The organism is Mesorhizobium loti (assembly GCF_003148495.1).
Taxonomy (GTDB): domain Bacteria; phylum Pseudomonadota; class Alphaproteobacteria; order Rhizobiales; family Rhizobiaceae; genus Mesorhizobium; species Mesorhizobium loti.
Window position 1 is genome coordinate 382,300 of sequence record NZ_QGGH01000003.1, and the last position, 19,159, is coordinate 401,458.

Annotated in this window: 16 protein-coding genes and 1 pseudogene; 11 read left to right on the forward strand and 6 right to left on the reverse strand. The window is 61.0% G+C overall.

Going from position 1 to position 19,159, the window contains the following annotated elements; all coding sequences use genetic code 11:
* Window positions 1-59: 59 nt before the first annotated feature.
* Complete coding sequence (gene atpD, locus C8D77_RS15310; protein ID WP_164548529.1) at window positions 60-1,652, forward strand: F0F1 ATP synthase subunit beta; 1,593 nt, start codon at window positions 60-62, stop codon at window positions 1,650-1,652.
* A 61-nt stretch (window positions 1,653-1,713) separates the two neighbouring features.
* Window positions 1,714-2,121, forward strand: a complete 408-nt coding sequence (locus C8D77_RS15315) for a F0F1 ATP synthase subunit epsilon (protein ID WP_010912151.1) — start codon at window positions 1,714-1,716, stop codon at window positions 2,119-2,121.
* Window positions 2,122-2,414: 293 nt separating this feature from the next.
* Here C8D77_RS15315 and C8D77_RS15325 read toward each other — a convergent pair whose 3' ends face one another.
* The gene (locus C8D77_RS15325) at window positions 2,415-3,923 is read right to left on the reverse strand and encodes a mannitol dehydrogenase family protein (protein ID WP_215732063.1); all 1,509 of its coding nucleotides are present in this window, start codon (window positions 3,921-3,923) and stop codon (window positions 2,415-2,417) included.
* Window positions 3,924-4,098: 175 nt separating this feature from the next.
* On the opposite strand from C8D77_RS15325, the gene uxaC reads away from it, so the two are divergent.
* A complete protein-coding gene (uxaC, locus tag C8D77_RS15330) occupies window positions 4,099-5,508 on the forward strand; it encodes a glucuronate isomerase (protein WP_109665401.1) in 1,410 nt (469 codons plus the stop codon).
* 52 nt (window positions 5,509-5,560) lie between these two features.
* A complete protein-coding gene (locus tag C8D77_RS15335) occupies window positions 5,561-5,896 on the forward strand; it encodes a cupin domain-containing protein (RefSeq protein ID WP_109665404.1) in 336 nt (111 codons plus the stop codon).
* A 205-nt stretch (window positions 5,897-6,101) separates the two neighbouring features.
* On the opposite strand, the gene C8D77_RS15340 is transcribed toward C8D77_RS15335, so the two are convergent.
* On the reverse strand, window positions 6,102-6,554 hold the full coding sequence (locus C8D77_RS15340) for a cupin domain-containing protein (protein WP_109664431.1): 453 nt from the start codon (window positions 6,552-6,554) through the stop codon (window positions 6,102-6,104).
* A 144-nt stretch (window positions 6,555-6,698) separates the two neighbouring features.
* On the opposite strand from C8D77_RS15340, the gene C8D77_RS15345 reads away from it, so the two are divergent.
* Complete coding sequence (locus C8D77_RS15345) at window positions 6,699-7,745, forward strand: AraC family transcriptional regulator (RefSeq protein ID WP_109664434.1); 1,047 nt, start codon at window positions 6,699-6,701, stop codon at window positions 7,743-7,745.
* Window positions 7,739-7,903 (forward strand): annotated as a pseudogene (locus tag C8D77_RS15350) (cupin domain-containing protein); the annotation flags it as partial. The gene C8D77_RS15345 and the pseudogene C8D77_RS15350, both read left to right, overlap by 7 nt.
* Window positions 7,904-8,084: 181 nt before the next feature.
* On the opposite strand, the gene C8D77_RS15355 reads toward C8D77_RS15350, so the two are convergent.
* Window positions 8,085-9,503 (reverse strand): coniferyl aldehyde dehydrogenase, encoded by a 1,419-nt coding sequence (locus C8D77_RS15355; protein ID WP_109664437.1) that lies wholly within the window; start codon window positions 9,501-9,503, stop codon window positions 8,085-8,087.
* Between the two features lie 298 nt (window positions 9,504-9,801).
* Here C8D77_RS15355 and C8D77_RS15360 point away from each other — a divergent pair, with 298 nt between their 5' ends.
* The 3 genes from C8D77_RS15360 to C8D77_RS15375 all read left to right on the forward strand — a co-directional run bounded on the left by C8D77_RS15360 (window position 9,802) and on the right by C8D77_RS15375 (window position 15,193).
* Complete coding sequence (locus C8D77_RS15360) at window positions 9,802-10,563, forward strand: sulfotransferase family protein (RefSeq protein WP_109664440.1); 762 nt, start codon at window positions 9,802-9,804, stop codon at window positions 10,561-10,563.
* Window positions 10,563-12,410, forward strand: coding sequence for a DNA helicase RecQ (gene recQ, locus C8D77_RS15365; protein WP_109664443.1), 1,848 nt, complete (start codon window positions 10,563-10,565; stop codon window positions 12,408-12,410). Before C8D77_RS15360 ends, recQ begins: the two co-directional genes overlap by 1 nt.
* A gap of 1,469 nt (window positions 12,411-13,879) precedes the next feature.
* Window positions 13,880-15,193, forward strand: a complete 1,314-nt coding sequence (locus tag C8D77_RS15375; protein ID WP_109664448.1) for a DUF6538 domain-containing protein — start codon at window positions 13,880-13,882, stop codon at window positions 15,191-15,193.
* A gap of 7 nt (window positions 15,194-15,200) precedes the next feature.
* Here C8D77_RS15375 and C8D77_RS15380 read toward each other — a convergent pair whose 3' ends face one another.
* From C8D77_RS15380 to C8D77_RS15390, 3 genes are all read right to left on the reverse strand, one after another.
* Window positions 15,201-15,788: a hypothetical protein gene (locus C8D77_RS15380; protein ID WP_109664452.1), complete on the reverse strand. Its 588-nt coding sequence runs from the start codon at window positions 15,786-15,788 to the stop codon at window positions 15,201-15,203.
* 53 nt (window positions 15,789-15,841) lie between these two features.
* The gene (locus C8D77_RS15385) at window positions 15,842-16,813 is read right to left on the reverse strand and encodes a S1 family peptidase (protein WP_109664455.1); all 972 of its coding nucleotides are present in this window, start codon (window positions 16,811-16,813) and stop codon (window positions 15,842-15,844) included.
* Between the two features lie 120 nt (window positions 16,814-16,933).
* Window positions 16,934-17,584, reverse strand: coding sequence for a hypothetical protein (locus C8D77_RS15390; RefSeq protein WP_109664459.1), 651 nt, complete (start codon window positions 17,582-17,584; stop codon window positions 16,934-16,936).
* 175 nt (window positions 17,585-17,759) lie between these two features.
* Here C8D77_RS15390 and C8D77_RS15395 point away from each other — a divergent pair, with 175 nt between their 5' ends.
* Window positions 17,760-18,338: a recombinase family protein gene (locus C8D77_RS15395; protein ID WP_109664464.1), complete on the forward strand. Its 579-nt coding sequence runs from the start codon at window positions 17,760-17,762 to the stop codon at window positions 18,336-18,338.
* Between the two features lie 97 nt (window positions 18,339-18,435).
* Window positions 18,436-19,158, forward strand: coding sequence for a hypothetical protein (locus C8D77_RS15400; protein WP_146211786.1), 723 nt, complete (start codon window positions 18,436-18,438; stop codon window positions 19,156-19,158).
* Window position 19,159 lies beyond the last annotated feature (1 nt).

The window sequence follows — 19,159 nt, forward strand, 5'->3', positions numbered from 1 at the left end:
GGGTTATCGACCCGCGACCGGACCGCGTGAGAAACAAAGGACGAAAAAGGGTAAAGACGATGGCGAAAGCAGCGACCCCCAAGACGGCAGCCCCCAAGGCCGCAGCCGCGAAGACCGCAGCCCCCGCGAAGGCGGCAAAGGCTCCAGTAGCAGCCGCGAAGGCGGCCCCGGCCAAGGCGGCAGCACCTGCGAAGGTCGCAGCTGCCAAGACATCGGCAGTGGCCAGCAAGGCAACCGGCGTTGTCGGCAAGGTCCGCCAGGTCATCGGCGCCGTCGTCGACGTGCAGTTCGGCGATCACCTGCCGGCGATCCTGAACGCGCTCGAGACGACCAATGTCGGCAACCGTCTCGTGCTCGAAGTCGCCCAGCATCTGGGTGAAAACACCGTGCGCTGCATCGCCATGGACTCGACCGAAGGTCTGGTTCGCGGCCAGGAAGTGCGTGACACCGGCGCGCCGATCACCGTGCCGGTCGGCCCGGGCATGCTCGGCCGCATCATCAACGTCATCGGCGAGCCGGTCGACGAAGAAGGCCCGGTCGACGCGACCGAAATGCGCTCCATCCACCAGCCGGCTCCGACCTATGTCGAGCAGTCGACGGAAGCACAGATCCTGATCACCGGCATCAAGGTGCTCGACCTGCTGGCTCCCTACGCCAAGGGCGGCAAGATCGGCCTGTTCGGCGGCGCCGGCGTCGGCAAGACCGTGCTGATCCAGGAACTGATCAACAACATCGCCAAGGCGCATGGCGGCTATTCGGTGTTCGCCGGCGTTGGCGAGCGTACCCGCGAAGGCAACGATCTCTATCACGAGTTCATCGAATCCGGCGTCAACAAGAAGGGCGGCGGCGAAGGCTCCAAGGCCGCACTCGTCTATGGCCAGATGAACGAGCCGCCGGGCGCGCGCGCCCGCGTCGGCCTGACCGGCCTGACGGTTGCGGAATATTTCCGCGACCAGGGCCAGGACGTGCTGTTCTTCGTCGACAACATCTTCCGCTTCACGCAGGCGGGTTCGGAAGTGTCGGCTCTGCTCGGCCGTATCCCGTCGGCCGTGGGCTATCAGCCGACGCTCGCCACCGACATGGGCGCGCTGCAGGAACGCATCACCACCACCACCAAGGGCTCGATCACGTCCGTGCAGGCCATCTATGTGCCCGCCGACGACTTGACCGATCCGGCGCCGGCGACCTCGTTCGCCCACCTTGACGCGACGACGACGCTCAACCGCGCCATCGCCGAAAAGGGCATCTATCCGGCCGTCGATCCGCTGGACTCGACCTCGCGCATGCTCGACCCGCTGGTTGTCGGCGACGAGCACTACGGCGTCGCCCGCCAGGTGCAGTCGATCCTCCAGCGCTACAAGTCGCTGCAGGACATCATCGCCATCCTGGGCATGGACGAGCTGTCGGAAGAGGACAAGCAGACCGTCGCCCGCGCCCGCAAGATCGAGCGCTTCCTGTCGCAGCCGTTCTTCGTCGCCGAAGTGTTCACCGGCGCGCCGGGCAAGCTGGTCGACCTCGCCGACACCATCAAGGGCTTCAAGGGCCTCTGCAACGGCGACTACGACCACCTTCCGGAAGCTGCCTTCTACATGGTCGGCGGCATCGAGGAAGCAGTCGAGAAGGCCCAGCGCCTGGCGGCCGAAGCGGCTTAATTTCTCATTCGGCAGCGCGGGTCAGCCGCGCTGTCTTCGATCCAAGCGTTTGTGAGACACCATGGCTGAAGCTTTCAAGTTCGAACTGGTCTCGCCGGAGCGTCTGCTTGTTTCCGAGCAGGTCGAATCCGTCGTCATTCCGGGCGCCGAAGGCGAGATGACGGTGATGGCGCATCACGCTCCGGTCATGACCACGATCAAGCCGGGCGTCGTTACGGTGAAGACCGCGTCGGGTGGCGAAGAGCGCTATGTGGTGTTCGGCGGCTTCGCCGACATCGTTCCGGCCGGCTGCACGCTGCTGGCGGAATCGGCTGTGGCGGTGAAAGATGTTGACCGCGCCGATCTCGCGCGCCGCATCCAGGAAGCCAAGGAAGATGCCGCCGACGCCAAGGACGACCAGGCCCGTAGCAAGGCGGAACAGTTCCTTAGCCAGCTCACCACGCTCGAAGGCGCTATCCTGCCGGCGTAAGGGGCGGCTGTCTCCTCATCATCCGGGTAGAGCGAAAGCGGAGCGCAGTAGCGCAAAGGGGCGTTCTGTAGCGATCCTTCGCGCCCCCCTCTGTCCTGCCGGACATCTCCCCCACGAGGGGGGGAGATTGGCCGTCACCGCGGCTTTCGCAAATCTCCAGCGTTGCAGGGTTGGCGCCGGCATCTGAGCTGCCAATCTCCCCCCTCGTGGGGGAGATGTCCGGCAGGACAGAGGGGGGCGCTGTCCCGCCACCGTCAACGGTCTGCGCCCCATCACAACCGTCAAGTCATAGCTCAGGATTGCTCGCTTCGTATGCCGAGTGCGGCGAGGGCAAGGGCCGGCCCGCCCTGCTTGAGATGGACGAGATGGGTGGCCACGAACTCGACCAGCGTCTGACGCCCGGTGTGGTCCTTGGTGAAGCCGGCGAGGTCGAACACAGCCGTCACCATCTCTTCCGTAGGCAGGCTTCGTTCAAAAAGCGCTGCCAATGGTACATCGAGCGGATCGGTGAAATGGCGTTCCGGCAAGGTCTTGCCGCGTGCCTCGCAAGCCGCGATCCAGGCAGCGATCACCAGCGTCAGGTGTTCGGGCACAGCCCCGGCTTCGATACACTCCAAGGCGGAAGCGACGATGCGCTGCGGCAGTTTCTGGCTGCCGTCATTGGCGATCTGTGCTGTGCGGTGGGCAAGCGCTGTGTTTGAGAAGCGTTCTGCCAGCTCGGCTGTATAACTCGCGGTGTCGAGCCCGGCATTTTTCGGCAGCGTCGGGATTGCCTCGGCCCAGAGCGCATCGACAAAGGCCCGTATCGCCGGATCGGCGAAGGCGCGGTCGACGGTGGCGTGACCGCTGAGCAGGCCGAGATAGGCGATGGCCGAATGCGAGCCGTTGAGCAGCCTGAGCTTCATGTCCTCGAAAGGGCCGACATCCCCGACCATGGTGACGCCGAAGTCTTCCCAGGCCGGACGGCCGCCGGGGAAATTGTCTTCGACCACCCATTGGCAGAACGGTTCGGTCATCACGGGCCAGGCGTCCTCGACGCCGAGTTCTTCTGCGATCCGCGCCCGGTCGGCATCGGTGGTTGCCGGCACGATGCGGTCGACCATGCTTGAGGGAAAGGCGACCTGATGGGCGATGTGGTCGGCGATTCCAGCGTCGCCCTTCACGCCAAGCCTGGCGTCGCGCAATTCGGCGAATTCGGTCAGTAGCCGGTGCAGCGTGGCGCCATTGGCGGGCAGGTTGTCGCAACACAGGACAGTGAAGGGTGGCGTGCCGGCGGCGCGTCGCCGGGCAAGCGCCTCGGCCAGGAAACCATGCGCCGTCCTCGGCATTTCCCGGTTTGCCAGATCGTGGACGATGTCGGGATGAGCAGTGTCCAATCCGCCGCCCGCTGCTCTCAGATAGGCCTTTTCGGTGATGGTCAGCGTGACGATGCGGGTGCGCGGATCGGTCAGCACGGCCAGCACCGCGTCCGGATCCTCCGGCGCCACCAGCATCGCGCCGATCGAGCCGATGACCTGAAGTTTTTCGATTCCACTGCTTCTGATCGCCAGTGTGTAGAGCCCATCTTGCGGCGTGAGCGCGTCGCGCGTGTCGGCGCTGCGCAGCGAAACGCCTGTTATGCCCCAGCCTGTCTCGCCTGCCGCCAGGCAGTCGTCGACGTAGGCTGCCTGGTGAGCGCGATGGAAGGCGCCGACGCCGAGATGCACGATGCCCGGGACGACCTTGCTGCGGTCATATCCGGGGATTGTCACCCGCTCGGGCAGTGAGTGTAGCGAGGCGTCGGACAAATGGCTGCTGGTCATCATATCACAGGGCGGATGGTTTTGGACGGGGCTGCATGACGGTGTCCCGAGCGTTGATGACAAGCGGCGTAACACCTGTTTCCGCTTGCCGCAAGGATGCCTGTTTGTGAGCCCACGTTGACATCGCTTTTGCCCGAACGTACCGATGTTCAACCTGGAAGGAGCCGCCTTTCCCATGGTCGCGCTGACCGATCCGGACCTGCTGTTTCCGCCCGAAGCGCAGTCGCGCTCGCTTGCCCGCGACCTCTACGCCGGCGTCAAAAACCTGCCGATCGTCAGCCCGCACGGTCACACCGATCCGCGCTGGTATGCGCTGAACGAGCCGTTCCCGGATCCGGCGCAATTGCTTATCGTCCCGGACCACTACATCTTCCGCATGCTGTTCAGCCAAGGCGTTCGGCTTGAGGATCTCGGCGTGGCGACGCTGGGCGGTGGGCCGGTCGAGACCGACGGCCGGACGATCTGGCGGCGTTTTGCCGAGTACTATTATCTGTTTCGCGGCACGCCGACCCGGCTGTGGTTCGATCATGTGCTCGCCCATCTGTTCGGCATCGACGAACCGCTGACCGCCGCAACTGCCGACCGCCACTACGACACCATTGCGACGCTGCTGCAGTGGGAGAATTTCCGTCCGCGCGCGTTGTTCGAGCGCTTCAACATCGAGGCCATCGCGACAACGGAAGGCGCGCTCGACGATCTCCAATGGCACCAGATGATCCGCGACAGCGGCTGGCAGGGCCGCGTCGTCACCGCCTACCGCCCGGACGCGGTCGTCGATCCCGACTTCGAAGGGTTCTCGACCAATCTCGACCAGCTCGGAGAGATCACCGGCTGCGATACCGGCAGTTGGGGTGGCTATCTCGATGCGCATCGCCAGCGGCGCGCCTTCTTCAAGAGTTTTGGCGCAACCTCGTCCGACCACGGCCATCCGACGGCCGAGACCGCCAATCTTTCAGATGCCGCGGCGCAAGAGCTGTTCAATCGGGTTCGCCGTGGTTCCGACGACGAGCGTGAGCGAAAATTGTTCCGCGCCCAGATGCTGACCGAGATGGCCAAGATGAGCCTCGACGACGGGCTGGTCCTGCAAATCCATCCCGGTTCCCAGCGCAATCACTCACGCGCTGTCTTCGAGAAATTCGGCCGCGACAAGGGCTTCGATATCCCGACCCGGACCGACTATGTAATGGCGCTGAAGCCGCTGCTCGACTGCGTCGGGCTGGAGCGCGACCTTACCGTCATCCTGTTCACGCTCGACGAGACCAGTTATGCGCGCGAACTGGCGCCGCTCGCCGGCGTCTACCCGGCGCTCAAACTCGGGCCGGCCTGGTGGTTCCACGACAGCCCGGAAGGCATGCGCCGGTTCCGCGAAATGACGACGGAAACGGCCGGCTTCTACAACACGGTCGGCTTCAACGACGACACGAGAGCCTTCCCCTCGATACCGGCGCGCCACGATGTGGCGCGTCGCGTCGACTGTGCCTTCCTGGCGCGTCTCGTTGCCGAGCACCGGCTGCGCGAGGACGAGGCGCATGAGCTGGCTGGGGAACTGGCCTACACGCTGGCCAAGAAGGCCTACCGGCTCTGACGCGTGCTCGCGCAATAGACGCTGGTCACTTATCCGCGATGAGGAGATGACGATGACCGCAAGGATTTTCGCGCCGGCCGGCAAGGGCGCGTGGACGACAACGCCGGACGGCAACAGGCGGCGCGTCCTTCTGCACACCGATGAATTGATGCTGGTCGAATTCGGCTTCGACAGGGGTGGCGTCGGCGCCCTGCATTCGCACCCGCATGTCCAGGCAAGCTATGTCGCCGAGGGCCGCTTCGAGGTGACCATCGACGGCCAGACCGAAATCCTCGCGGCCGGCGGCAGTTTCATCGTGCCGTCCGGTCTGGTGCACGGCGTCAAGGCGCTCGAAGCAGGGCGGCTGGTCGACAGCTTCACGCCGCACCGGGCCGATTTCCTCGGCTGAGCGAGCGGGATCAATGCACGCCAGAAGAAGCCCGCGCTGCCTTGTTCCAGCACACCTCGCAAACGAAAAACCCCTTGTCTCCGAAGAGGCGCGGGCCTGTTGCCTAAGCCCTTTGGCGCCGCAGTACTCTGACCATCACCGCAGGATGCGCAGTGATTCGTCGCTTACATCGACGTCCTTGGGACATCTTGCGATCAGTGAATTGCTACTTTTTGGTTGGGTCGTCTGCCGGGTTGACGTAGGTAATCGCGAAAGGTCCCTCGCCGTGAACCTGGACAATCGTATCGCTTGTCGTCCACGCGAAGTGATTCATTCCAGTCGGGGCAACGCCGAAGCCGCCAGCCGTCAGTTCGATACCCTTCGCCTCGTCGAGCTTGTCGCCCATTCCGATATGAAAGTTGCCGGAAATCACTGTCACATATTCCGAAGTGGGGTGGTTGTGCGCGGGAATTTTGTAGCCCGCGGGCATCTTCAGCCGCAGCACATAGATGCCGTCCTTTGACGGATCGCCTGCAACAACCGCGATCTGGGCGCCAGCTGGAAGGACAGCAGGAGCGGGCCCCCACTTGATTTCGTCGGCGTTTATGGGCGCGTCGTGAGCAAATAGGGGCGCTGTTCCAACAAGCAGAAGTGCAAGTGCGCAGGCAAGTTTCAACATCCTGGTGTCTCCATTTGGGTCGCAGAAAGGTCGTGTTTTTTGCCAAAGCTCGAGGGTTGATAAGATCGGGCATCGGGTGATGCGGGATTAATCTGTCGAGCTGCAGCGTTCTGGAGGTGTAGACGCCAGACTTCAGGTTCAGCAATGATTGAAACATCGGATTTACATGCAGGTACGCCGGACCACGGGCCTCCCGTCGGGCCGGATCTGCTGTCGGAAATGCTGAAAGCCGTAAGGCTGACCGGCTCCGTCTTTCTGAACGCCTGCTTTAGTGCGCCGTTCGGCGTTGTGGCCCCGAAATACTACGACCCGGTCAGCCCCATGGCGTATCTGCGCCACATCAGCATTTTCCATTTCATCGTAGCGGGCAACTGTACTTTTGAGGCCGGAAATGGCGAGCGGCGGGAAGTCACTGCTGGCGATCTGTTGTTCCTGCCATTCGCCGGCCACCACAGGTTTTGGAAGGGTGAGCCGCTGGTGATGGCCGCAGCCGGAGAAATCGTTCAGCCTGGTCGGATCGAAGGGATGTGGACTGTCAATTATGGCGGCGGTGGTGACGAACTGCGCATGGTCTGCGGCTTCCTTGAGTCTTCAGAATTCCTGTTCGCGCCGGTGTTCCGCACGCTTCCGGCGCTCATCGTCGAGAAGATGTCAGAGGACAAGGTTGGCGCCCTGATCGCCTCAACCGTGCAGGAAATCGATTTGCACGTCGAGGCGGCGGCACCGGGTTCACAGGCGATGCTCGGAAGGCTCATGGAGCTTTTGTTCGTTGAACTGCTGAGGCGCCATGTCGCCCGGCTTCCACCCGGCTCAAAGGGTTGGTTCGCGGCGCTAAACGATCCGATTGTCGCAAGGACGCTGCAGCTTCTCCACGCCGATCCGGCGCGCCACTGGACCGTCGGCCAGATTGCCGACAAGGTTGGCTCATCGCGCACGATCGTTGCAGGGCGGTTCAACGCGCTGCTCGGCCGCCCGCCGATCGAATACGTGACGAGTTGGAGGATCCAGCTGGCTGGGGAGCGTCTGCGTTTCGGCCACGAAAGTCTCGCAAGTATCGCTGCCGGCGTGGGATATCAATCCGAGGCTGCATTCAGTCGCGCCTTCAAACGGGTCACCGGGATCACGCCGGGAAAATGGCGAGAACGGACCGGCTCTCTTGCGGGTCTCGCCCTAGGATCTGCTTCGCCCTAGGCCGCTTCGAAGTGACCATCGCCGGCCGGACCGAAACCCTCGCGGCCGGCGGCAGTTTCATCGTGCCGTCCGGTCTGGTGCACGGCGTCAAGGCGCTCGAAGCGGGGCGGCTGATCGACAGCTTTACGCCGCACCGGGCCGATTTTCTTTCTCTTTGAATTGCTCTAGCCAAGAGTAGGAGATCGAGCAGAGAAAACCCGCGCCCCAAAAGAGACGCGGGTTGTTGCCTGGGCGCTTGTGGCGCCGCGGTACTCAAGACATGACCGCAGGATGCGAAACCTGCCGCATGATGGTGAACATAGGTTTAACGCGCCGTGATGGCTGGGTGGCTACGTCCGGTCAGGTGATGTGCCGGAGCAGGCTGAAGAACCGCTCGAACGTCTTGCCGTAGGGCGGACGCAACATGGCGCCGGCGCTCAGCCGCGACTGCAGGAAAACCGGCTTCTCCTTGCTGAAGGTGCGAAAGCCCCATTCGCCGTGATAGGCGCCCATGCCGCTGGCGCCGACACCGCCGAAGGGCTGGTTCTCCTGCACCAGATGCAGCATGCAGTCGTTGATGGTGACGCCGCCGGCGACGGTCTCGTGCAGCATGCGTTGACGGTTGCCGCTGTCGCGTCCGAACCAGTAGAGCGCCAGCGGCCGGTCCGCCCCGTTTACATGGTCGATCGCGTCGTCGATGCCGGCATATTCGACGATCGGCAGCACCGGGCCAAAGATCTCTTCGCGCATCAGCCGCAGGTTTGCGCTGGCATTGCGCACCAGGGTCGGCAGCATTTTCCGGCTCGCGCCAAGTTCCTCGCCGGCCGGGTTGATTTCGGTGACATCGGCGCCGGCATCACGCGCCTCGGCGATCATGTCGCGCAGGCGCTGGTGGTGCCGGTCACTGATGATGGCGGTATAATCGGGGTTGTCGCGCAAGGTCGGGTAGAGCCGTGCTATCGCCGTTGCCAGCTTCGCGGAGACCGCGTCTCCTTGCCCCTTCGGCACCAGCAGATAATCCGGCGCGATGCAGGTCTGCCCGGCATTCAACAGCTTGCCATAGGCAATGCTGGCTGCCGCCGCGTCGAGGTCGCATGATGGATCGAAGATTGCCGGCGACTTGCCGCCGAGCTCGAGCGTGACCGGGGTCAGATTGGCGGCCGCCGCGATGGCGACGTGGCGGCCGACCGATGTCGAGCCGGTGAACAGCAGATGATCGAAAGGCATCGACACGAAAGCCTTTCCCATCTCGGCGTCGCCGGTGATGATGCTGAGCTCATCGGTCGCGAAATGCTCGGCAACGAGCTTGGCCAGCAGCTCGGAAAATGCCGGCGTCAGTTCGGAAGGTTTGATGAGCACCCGATTGCCGGCGGCGAGGGCGGCAGTCACCGGCGCCACAGCGAGCTGGAAAGGATAATTCCAGGGCGACACGATGCCGACGACCCCGAGCGGCTGCGGGACGAGGCGATTTCTACCCGGCAGGAACGGCATGGTGGTGGCTACGCGACGCTCCCGCATCCAACCCTTGAGATGGGCCAGCGCGTGGCGGATGCCGGCGCGCACGACGAACAGTTCCGCAAGCCGCGTCTCGTGTGCCGAACGGCCTCCAAAGTCGGCGTCGATCGCCGCACAGATCTCTGCTTCGTGCCGCTCGGTCAGCGCCAGCAGGCGCATCAGGCGGTCTTTGCGGACGCCCAGGTCAGGAAAGGGCTGTGTCCCGAAGGCCGCACGCTGCAATTGGAACCGCTCGCCGAGAACATCCTGTCTGGTCTGCAGCATCGCGCCCTCCCTGGCTTGTTGGGCCGAGCTTACATCGTGGTGCGTGAAGGAATCCAGCGGGGTGCGGGTGTCCTGGGGGAAGGCGCAGGCTGCGAACGATCTGTTCCTGTTGTGGCGTGATGACAGCTGCGCTAAGGCAAGGTGCCCATGCAGAGAGTCGTTTTGACCGGTTTCCACATCCTCTCCAGTCCACGAAATTCCAACCGGGTGTCTGCCTGATGCAGGCATCTGCGACGAGCATCGTGGCCATGGACCCCAAGCGGCGCGTTTCGCGCCGGGTGGCCCAGCGGAATTGCGGATGAAGGACGCTCACAGACTTGAGGCCGCGTTCAGTGCGGCCGCGCGAAGGGTCATGCGGGAGTTTCATCGGTTCGTGCCGCTGTCTCTGAAAAGGCGCATGCAAAAACGCGCATACCCACGCGCGACGCCGGCCAACAGAATTTTCATCTCGGGCTGTGCGCGCAGCGGGACGACGCTGACACAGCGGTTGATGAGGTGTTTCGAGGACATTTTCGTCCATCCGCCCGAAGCGCGATACACAATGCTGGACATGCTGGACCGGCCGGAATCCAACCTCGTCGTCAAGCGCGATGCGCGCAGCTTTGCGCATCTGGCGAAGCTGCCTGCTTCCATCGGCTTGATCTACTGCGTACGCCATCCATTCGACACGCTGACAAGTTCGCATCCGCAAACACGCAACGAGCGTCGGTTCCACGTCACGCCGCATCGCTGGCTGGCCGAATACGATGCGCTGATAAAGCTGAAGAAGGCACAACCGCACAGGCAGATCCTTTTCGTTCGCTACGAAGACATGATCGGCGCGCCCGATGCCATTCAGCAGCGAATCGCGCAGTTGTTCGGACTGACGCCGCGGATTCGCTTCAGCGAGGATCCGGACAATCCGATCCGGGTGGCTTCGTTGAGAAAATGGGAGAGGAGTGAAGAATTCCGGACCTATCTCGGCGGCCTGTCGCCGGCATTCCTCGTCCGCGTCCAGCGCTTCTGCGCCGAGTTCGGGTATGACATGCCGATAACATCGCAGACCGTGGACGCTCCGTGATGCAGGCACCGGCAGCGGCCCTCACGACAGAAGGGCAAGACCCCAAGCGGCGTGTCCTGAAGGACGTGTTCGGCTTCGATGATTTTCGCCCCGGCCAGGCCGATGTCATGGATGCGCTGCTGGCCGGGCGCCATGTGCTGGCCGTCATGCCGACGGGTGCGGGCAAATCGCTGTGCTACCAGGTTCCGGCGCTGGTCCTGGGCGGGCTCACCATTGTCGTTTCGCCGCTGGTGGCGCTGATGCAGGATCAGGTCGCCGCCTTGCGCCTTGCGGGTGTCGCAGCCGACACGATCAATTCCTCGATCGACCGCGAGGCCAATATCGCCGCATGGCGGCGCGTTGCTTCGGGCCAGACGCGCCTGCTCTATCTCGCGCCGGAGCGGCTGATGACCGAGCGGATGCTCGAGGCGCTGGCCAGGCTCGATATCAGCCTGATCGCTGTCGACGAAGCGCATTGCATCTCGCAATGGGGACCGGCGTTTCGGCGCGAGTATGAGGATCTGTCGCGGCTGCGCGGTATCTTCCCCAATGTGCCGATCATTGCGCTGACGGCGACGGCGGATGAGGGCACGCGCACCGACATAGAAGCCCGGCTGTTCGCCGAACGCGTCGAGACCCTGGTGCTGGGATTCGACCGGCCGAACATCAAGCTTGCCATCGAGGCCAAGCAGGACAGCAAGCGGCAATTGCTGCGCTTCGTCGAGCGCCATCCCGGCCGCAGCGGCATCGTCTATTGCCTGTCACGCAAGAAGACGGAGGAGACGGCGGCCTTCCTCGAGAAGAACGGCGTCACCGCGCTCGCCTATCATGCCGGCATGAGCAAGGAGGCGCGTGACGCCAACCAGAACAGCTTCATGACCCTGTCGGGTGTCGTCATGGTGGCGACCATCGCCTTCGGCATGGGCATCGACAAGCCCGATGTCGCCTATGTCTTCCACACCGATATGCCGGGCAGCCTGGAGGCCTACTACCAGGAGATCGGCCGCGCCGGCCGCGATGGGCGGGACGCCGAGGCGCATATGCTGTTCGGCCTTGGCGATATCCGCATGCGCAGGATGTTCATCGACGACGAAGACGCACCGGCCGAGCACAAGAGGCGCTCGCATGGCCGGCTCGACACGCTGATCGGCTATTGCGAGACGGCGCAGTGCCGCCGCCAGGTGCTGCTTGGCTATTTCGGCGAGGAAGCGCAGCCTTGCGGCAATTGCGATACTTGCCTCGACCAGGCGCCGCGCGCCGATGGCGGGGCGGAGGCGCGGATCATCCTGGCGGCCATCGCGCAAAGCGGCGAACGCTTCGGCGCCGGCCATGTCATCGACATTCTGCTCGGCCATGAAACCGAGAAGGTGCTGGCCAGGAACCACCAGAGGCTCGCCAGCTTCGGCAGCGGACTGGCGCACAAGAAGGATTTCTGGCTGTCGCTGATCCGGCAGCTCGTCGCCGGCGGGTTTCTGATGCCGGATCCGGCCGGCCATGGCGGCCTCGCCATCGCCGAAAAAGGCCATGCGCTTGGCCGTGGCGAGATGCCGTTCCACTACCGCGTCGAGGTGCGCAGCCGCGCCTTGCGCAAGATGCGAGGGGCCGACGGGGCGGGCATGAACGCCGAGGGAATCGACGCGTCACTGCTGGCCGCGCTCAAATCCTTGCGTCTGCGCCTCGCCAAGGAGCGCCAGGTGCCGGCCTATGTGGTGTTCTCCGATCGCACGCTGATCGACATGGCCGAACGCCGCCCGCACGATCTCGACGCCTTTGCCGAAGTGAACGGCGTCGGTGCGGCCAAGCTCAAGGAGTTCGGCCAGGTTTTTCTGGATGCAATCGCAGCGCACCAGTCGGGTGGAGCAGTCTGAACACGCGGGAATTTGCGACAGACTTAGCGGCCTGGGCCAAGCCTTACCTTTGAGTTCATGGATAGTCCGTCTTGTGGCCGGTACGACCACCCGGCTTCGCCTCAGCAGCTCGCTCGCCACAAGGCCTACCCGAGCTATCGGTTTGGGTTCGAAGGTCGCAGGGATGTTGGTCGTTGGTACCGACATTCACGATAATGCCGGCCTGTGGGGTGACCGGCGCCACGGTTATTTCCCGATAGCGTTGAACGACGTCGGTTATTCGCGGTCCGTCGCTTTCGATGTGCGTGTTGTTACTGTTCGGATTGAAAGAATCGACCGTCTGCACCAGGCTATTGGCGCGGTTTGCATCGCCTGTTGCAAGCGAGGGGGCAGAGGATGCATGCCCGTGGTATGTTTTACTCGCGGCGCCTATGATGTCGTCATCGGCGCTCGCAGTCCGCCACAACGCGCGTTGGTGAGGCTCTGGTGCGGGATGTTAGCCAAGGCGCCGGTTAACCTGTCCCACAATGGGCCATTTGCCGCTGGCATCACAATTGCAATGTCAGCAATGCCGGGTGTTGGGACCATGGGATCCGGCATGGGGCGATGGGGCCCTCGCCGCTTCGCAAATGGAGCGGCGAGGTTTTTATTCAGCTATCAGCCAGCCATTGGGAGGTACGTGCGATAAAGCGATCAGCGACCACGCCTACTGCGATCGCCCAGGCTGCCAAACTGTAGAACTGTCACTCCGCGCCCATTGGTCGCTTCGTCCTGCATTTAATACGCGGCTTGTCTCAATGATCCCGACCATTGCGCGAGTAAATTCAACCATGCTGTTTGCCGTGACAGCTGCCCTGTCCGGACTTTGCCCAATCAGCTCAGCGGCTCCGCAACATGACAGGCGGATGAGATCGTAGTGCGGATCTCTTTCATCGTCTGGCAACGTCGCTAATTTCAGGGCGCGACGGTGAATCATCCGCAGCAGCTGTGCCAGTGCTGTTTCGACTCTCATGCGTTTTGCTCCGCATCGGTCGAACGTCCCGGCACAGAAGGGCGCTGGAACGTCGATCGGGGTTCGGTTCCCGTCCCGACACTGAAAGGTTGCATTATAGCCGTTAATATATCGTTGATTGCTAATATACGCGCCAAACTGGGCAGCGTGCTTGCCGCGGCGGCCGCGGTCGCCGGCAAGCAATACGCCCCAAGCCGGCAGGGTAGCGCCTATGCCGGGAACGGACGCGAGTGTGCCAACAGTCTGGTCAGAAAAGCGGTGCATAATCCAAATCTCCTTCGGTTGCGGCTTCCTGGGAAACGCATTGGGAAGGAAGAGGTGGGCGTTAAAAAATCTTACAAAATCAATCTATCAGACAGGAAATATGGCGGAGAGGGAGGGACACTCTCCTCCAGGGCTCTGAACCCCTTGCATCCCTTGACTTCTGGGCTTCAAAGACTCACCTGTGGGGCACCAATGTGGGGCACCGGGGTGCAAAATGGCGAACCAACGGCAATATCTCGAATGGCACGGGCAACAATGGAGGGTCCGCGTCAAGGTGCCGGCGCGCCTCCGGGATTTGATCGGGCGAGGCAAGCTTACTCACCCCCTCCACACCGCCGACCTCAAGGAAGCAGATGCCCGTAAATGGGCCATTGTGTCCAAACTCAAGGGCGCCATCGCAGCTGCCGAAAAGGTCTTGAGCACGAACGATCCGGTGGAGGCGGAGGCCTTGCGGCACAGGCTTTCCATGGACGATGAGGGCACCCAGTACGCTATCAATTTGCGGGCTCATGAACTTGAGAAGACCAAAGGCCTGGACACGGCTAAAGCCTTCTTCGCCCTTGCCAGCGGACAGGTTACGCCGCTTGACCACCATGCAACCGAGTTCCTTAAGCACCAAGGTTACCGCCTCAAGTCCGAAGGGGACTTCCGAAGAGTGTTAGGGTGGGTTGGTGACTGGTTGCGGGATAGCCGGCTCCCTGTCGCACTCGAAGCTGTTGGACGTGTTGAGGCCGGTAGCTTTATCTCGGAATCACTAGTGGTGGGGAGAGGTCGGCAGAAGGCCACCGCCTATCTCGGCTTCATAAAGCAGTATTGGGTTTGGCTGCTTGGTAAGGGGCATTTGGTAGGGGAGAATCCGTGGGCAGGCCAATCGCTTCCATCAGCGCCCAGACAGCGGCGTGAGGCGGAACCTGACAAGGGCAAGCGGCCCTTTGCGGATAGCGAGGTAGCAACCCTACTGGCGGGTGATGCCGGCCCGCTGCTCAATGACCTGATGCCGGTCGGGGCGCTGAGCGGAATGCGGATCGAAGAGATTTGCCAGCTCCACGTTTCGGATTGCCGAGATGAGATGTTCAGCGTGTGGGCAGGGAAGACTGACAACGCCCGCCGCACCGTCCCGATCCACAGTGGCCTCAAGGAGATAGTAAAGCGACGCACGGTGGGCAAGAAGGACAGCGACTATCTGTTTGACGACTTGCCGCCCATCCCCAAGTCACGCGAGACGCGCTCCGATCCGGCCGCCAAGCAGTTCACACGGTATCGCCGCAAGGTGGGGGTGGATGAGCGTCCGAACGACAAGGCGAAGAGCAATGTGGACTTCCACTCATTCCGCCGCTGGTTCATCCGCAAGGCACGCGATGCCAAGCTTGCGGGCGCTGAGGGCTTTGACGAGTGGACTATCACGTGGGTGGTTGGCCATACGGATAGCGAACGCGCCAAGAGCCTTGATCTAAGCCAGCACGGTTACGCGGGGCAGGACCCAGAGAAGGCTAAGAGGGCGCTTGTGGAGGCAGTGAAGCTGCCCTAAACAGCCGTCACGGGTCCAGGATATTTCCGATGGAGCCTTGTAGGCTTTGCAAGAAACGTTTGCTTAGGTCGCGGTACTCGATGGCCTCCGCAGGAGTTATTGTTCCCTTAGAGTGAACTGCTGCATTTCGTGTCTCTCTCAGGCGCATATAAATCTGTAACAAGGAATCCGGGATCGCCCCTTCCCTTGCCAGCTTTTTCATAAAGTTCATGTGGTTGTTTGGTGTGTTGGATTCCGAGGGTGGCCGATCCCGCAAATGCTCCCGTATGAACTCTTCAATATCTTGATAAGCGCTCATAACTGCGGCCGACGGAAATTGCTGTGCCAAATCCAAGTAGGGGCCGTCTGCGCCTATTTGGGGCAGCGGATCGTGTTCTACGGTTGCTTCGGTTGCTTCACGAGTTGCCTCTAATTGCTCCGAAAACTTCGCGCTAGTTCCAGCCGGCCCAGTCACTTCACGGATTCGGTGCAGAAGGTCTGCTAGCCGCCCACGGAATAGAATGGCGAGTATCACTACCGCAGTTGGCCATGCTAGCGAGCCGATCAAGCCAGCAATAATCTCCACCAATTTCGCGCTGAAAGTATAACCGTCCATGTTGCCACCCCGGAACACCCTACAGGGTGAATCATCAACAACTCAGTCTATCGTCAATCTCGGTCCCAGGGCCGATAGGCCCAAGAAGATGATTTGCTGGCGGCGTCCGGAATAAGAGCATCTCTCCCAATGATAACGCAAATCCGAGGGTCAAGGGTTGCCAAACTCTGAGGGGACTTGATGAGCCCCTCCGGCCAAACTGGCGCAATCCGAAAACCGAGGCAGGGCCAGAGAAGTGAGGCATATGACGGACCGTTGCCCTCGTCAGATTCGATGCTGGAGGAAAGAAGGCCGATGACCGCCCCGGTGACATCGAAAACAGGTGCACCACTCATCGATCCTACAGTCTTCGCATCGATTTGAAAGCTTGGCCAGCGGATCATAACTCTATCCCGCCCCTGTTCATATATGTCGCTTACTTTTCCCCGTGCAACGTAACCGTGGCCCTCGAACTCGAAGTACTTTCCTCCGTCAAAAAGCGCACTTCTATCGAACCGAAAGCCCACTATCGTGACGCTCTCACCGGTTCGCGGTGTGCGGGTTGTAAGAGTGGCTTGCTGATACGTTCGGTCATTTGGCAGCGCCGATGCGGCTTTTAGACACAATATGGCTATATCGCTGTCCGCCGTGGTGATGCTCGCAACTGTCCAAAACATCATGTCGTTTTCACGTATCGCCGATAGTGTCAGCGCGGACTTGCCTTCTGCTAAGGACTGCAAGTGCGGTTGAACCGTATGGGCTGCGGTTAGAGCGATACCGGGTGCTATCATTACAGCGGTGCCCTCCACCGTCAAAGTATCACCGATGCGCATTGTTAGCATCAGGATCACACCTCCGAAATAACCCCAGTTGTTGATGGTATTGAAACCCTCAGCAAAACCAGGGTCAACTGGGAAGGCAACCGGCTTGAAGTGGATCGTATCCCCGATTTCGGAACTCTTAGTGGGGTCCTCGGTGACTCTGCCTGTAGCCTGTTTACCTTGCTCCTTAGCCTGCCTTGTCAGACGGGCGCTTCCCTCGTCCATTTCAAAAGGCCCTCTTCAAATTGTGGGTCAAAAACGTGAGACACCATCTCGTGAGGGCGTCGGCGATCTTTTCCCCCCGTGCCCCTCCGGCGCTCCGTTTTGCTCCCTCCCGCTGCTGCCCTAGGGTCTGTTTGCCTTCTGTTTACTTTCTCCCACTCCTCCTTGTCCGTCGCGGACTGGCAACGCGCGGAGGCGCTCCGCCTGTGCCCAATCTTCAAGAATGCGAGCGATTTGCTTCTCGCGGCGGCGCGGGTCGATCACCAATTGGATTTGGCTCACGAAGTGTCGCCGACAGTCTTCCAGCTCATCTTTGAGTTCGGCAGTTGGTGTCCCGTCACTTAGATGGTCATAGGCAGCGACCAAACAGTCAAGAACGGGCTGTCTGATTCCCCGATAGGCAGGTTCCTTGTCGATGCCGTACTTGTCGGACCATTGGTTTGGAAAATACCAACGCCCTATGTCGATCAAGGCGCTTAGTTTGCTCAGCACCGGAGCCCGCAGTCCTTCCCGAACGTGCGCCGCCTCGGAGATCGCGAAACAGACATCTTGTGCCCACTCGCGTACCGCATCGAAATGACTTTCCGTCCAAGTTCGCTGCTCTAAGACGTGCTGCTGCTTTAGCAACTCTGCGTTCTGTCGGGCGAGGTCGCGGTTTTCAAGGTTGGCGAGGTTCGCCCCACGGCTTTGCGCTGCTGCGATTAGCATCGCGATGATTGCCACGCCAACCGCAGCCCACGTCGCCAAATCGCCAGTTCCGATTGTTGTGGTCATCACCCGAGCCCCCCTCACCCATTACTAGCACAAATCTCCAGGGTGTCTCACTAGGGCAAGCCCATGTGAGTCTCGCACATTGTCGCCTAGGTGGTCTCACATGAATGGTATCTTGACATTCTGACTGTCAGTCTCACATAATGGTCTCACATGATCCCCATGGAGACCCAATGTCATGACCACAACCGCACTAGTCGGCTACGCCCGCACCTCCACCGCCGATCAAAAGGCAGGCCTTGAGGCTCAACTTCGCGACCTTGAGCAAGCGGGATGCACCAAGGTGTTCCGCGAAGAGATTTCCTCTGTGGCGACCAATCGGCCCCAGCTCGCCGCCATGCTTGAATGGGTGCGTGAAGGCGACACGTTGGTTGTGACCAAGCTCGACCGGCTAGCACGCTCCGTGGTCGATCTCGTGTCGATCACAGCGGCCTTAAAGACAAAGGGGGCAGGCCTTCGCATCCTGGCGATGAACCTCGACACCGCCACTCCCACGGGAAAGCTGATGTTGAACTTGCTGGGCTCAATCGCCGAATTCGAACGAGAGCTGATGCTTGAGCGGCAACGCGAGGGGATCGCCAAGGCACGGGCAGAGGGCAAGTATGCTGGGAGGCAGCCCACCGCCCGCGCTAAGGCCGACGATGTGATGCGGCTGCGGGGTGAGGGAAAGTCAGTGGCGGATATAGTGGCGGCCCTGGCTATTAGCAGGGCGTCCGTCTTTCGCATTCTCGCCGACCGACCCAGTGCTGAGTCATAGGGTTCTTGGCTTAGTCTTAGTATGTCTGACTGGATTTAGGATTAGATATATATATCAATAGCGGTCTCAGACCCATGCTTGTCGTTGGAGCAACTTTGTGGCCGATTTGTCGAACTCCAGATTTAAGAAGGCGGTGAATTTTGCGACGATGAATTTTGCCGTCGTGTCCGCCACGGCGTTTGTTGTGGGGGTAATGACCGCAGCGTTATTCACTTCAGGATATCTCAGCGTCTTTGGGAGTGGGCTTATTTGGTTGGTGCAATATTCTGATCTAGTGAAAATCGGTCTCGTTGTAACCGTATTCCTTCTGGGATTTACGTGGCTCTCCGACAGCTACGCTTATATGATACTGGACCTATTTAACGATGGTGTGTCTAGGAGGAGAAGAATAACAACCGGCCTGATTTTGTTGGGTGCTTTCGCGGCGTATATGGCACTGCAGTTTTATCTCGACCACACAGGTGGGAAAAATCGAATTGCGGAGCGTATTATATTTATATGCTTGGTTTTTTTCGCGGTCTATCTGATCGTCAGGTTTTCGAGGTTTAGTACGGATTTCTTTCAGGCGAATCCTAGAAGGATAGTGGGTGACTTGGTTTTTATGCTCCTGTTCATGACACTGTGCGGGGGTTATTTTGGGCAATACGTGAAGAACGACGCACGATTCAAGGAAACCGTCTATCTGGATGACCGAATCTTGTACGACGCCGTGGTGGTTTTGTTTACCTCAGACTACGCTGTTTTTTGTGCTAGTGATGGGGCAGTGATAGTTGTGCCCGCATCGCGAATACGTGAAATCAGAGGCAAAAGCCAAATCTAGC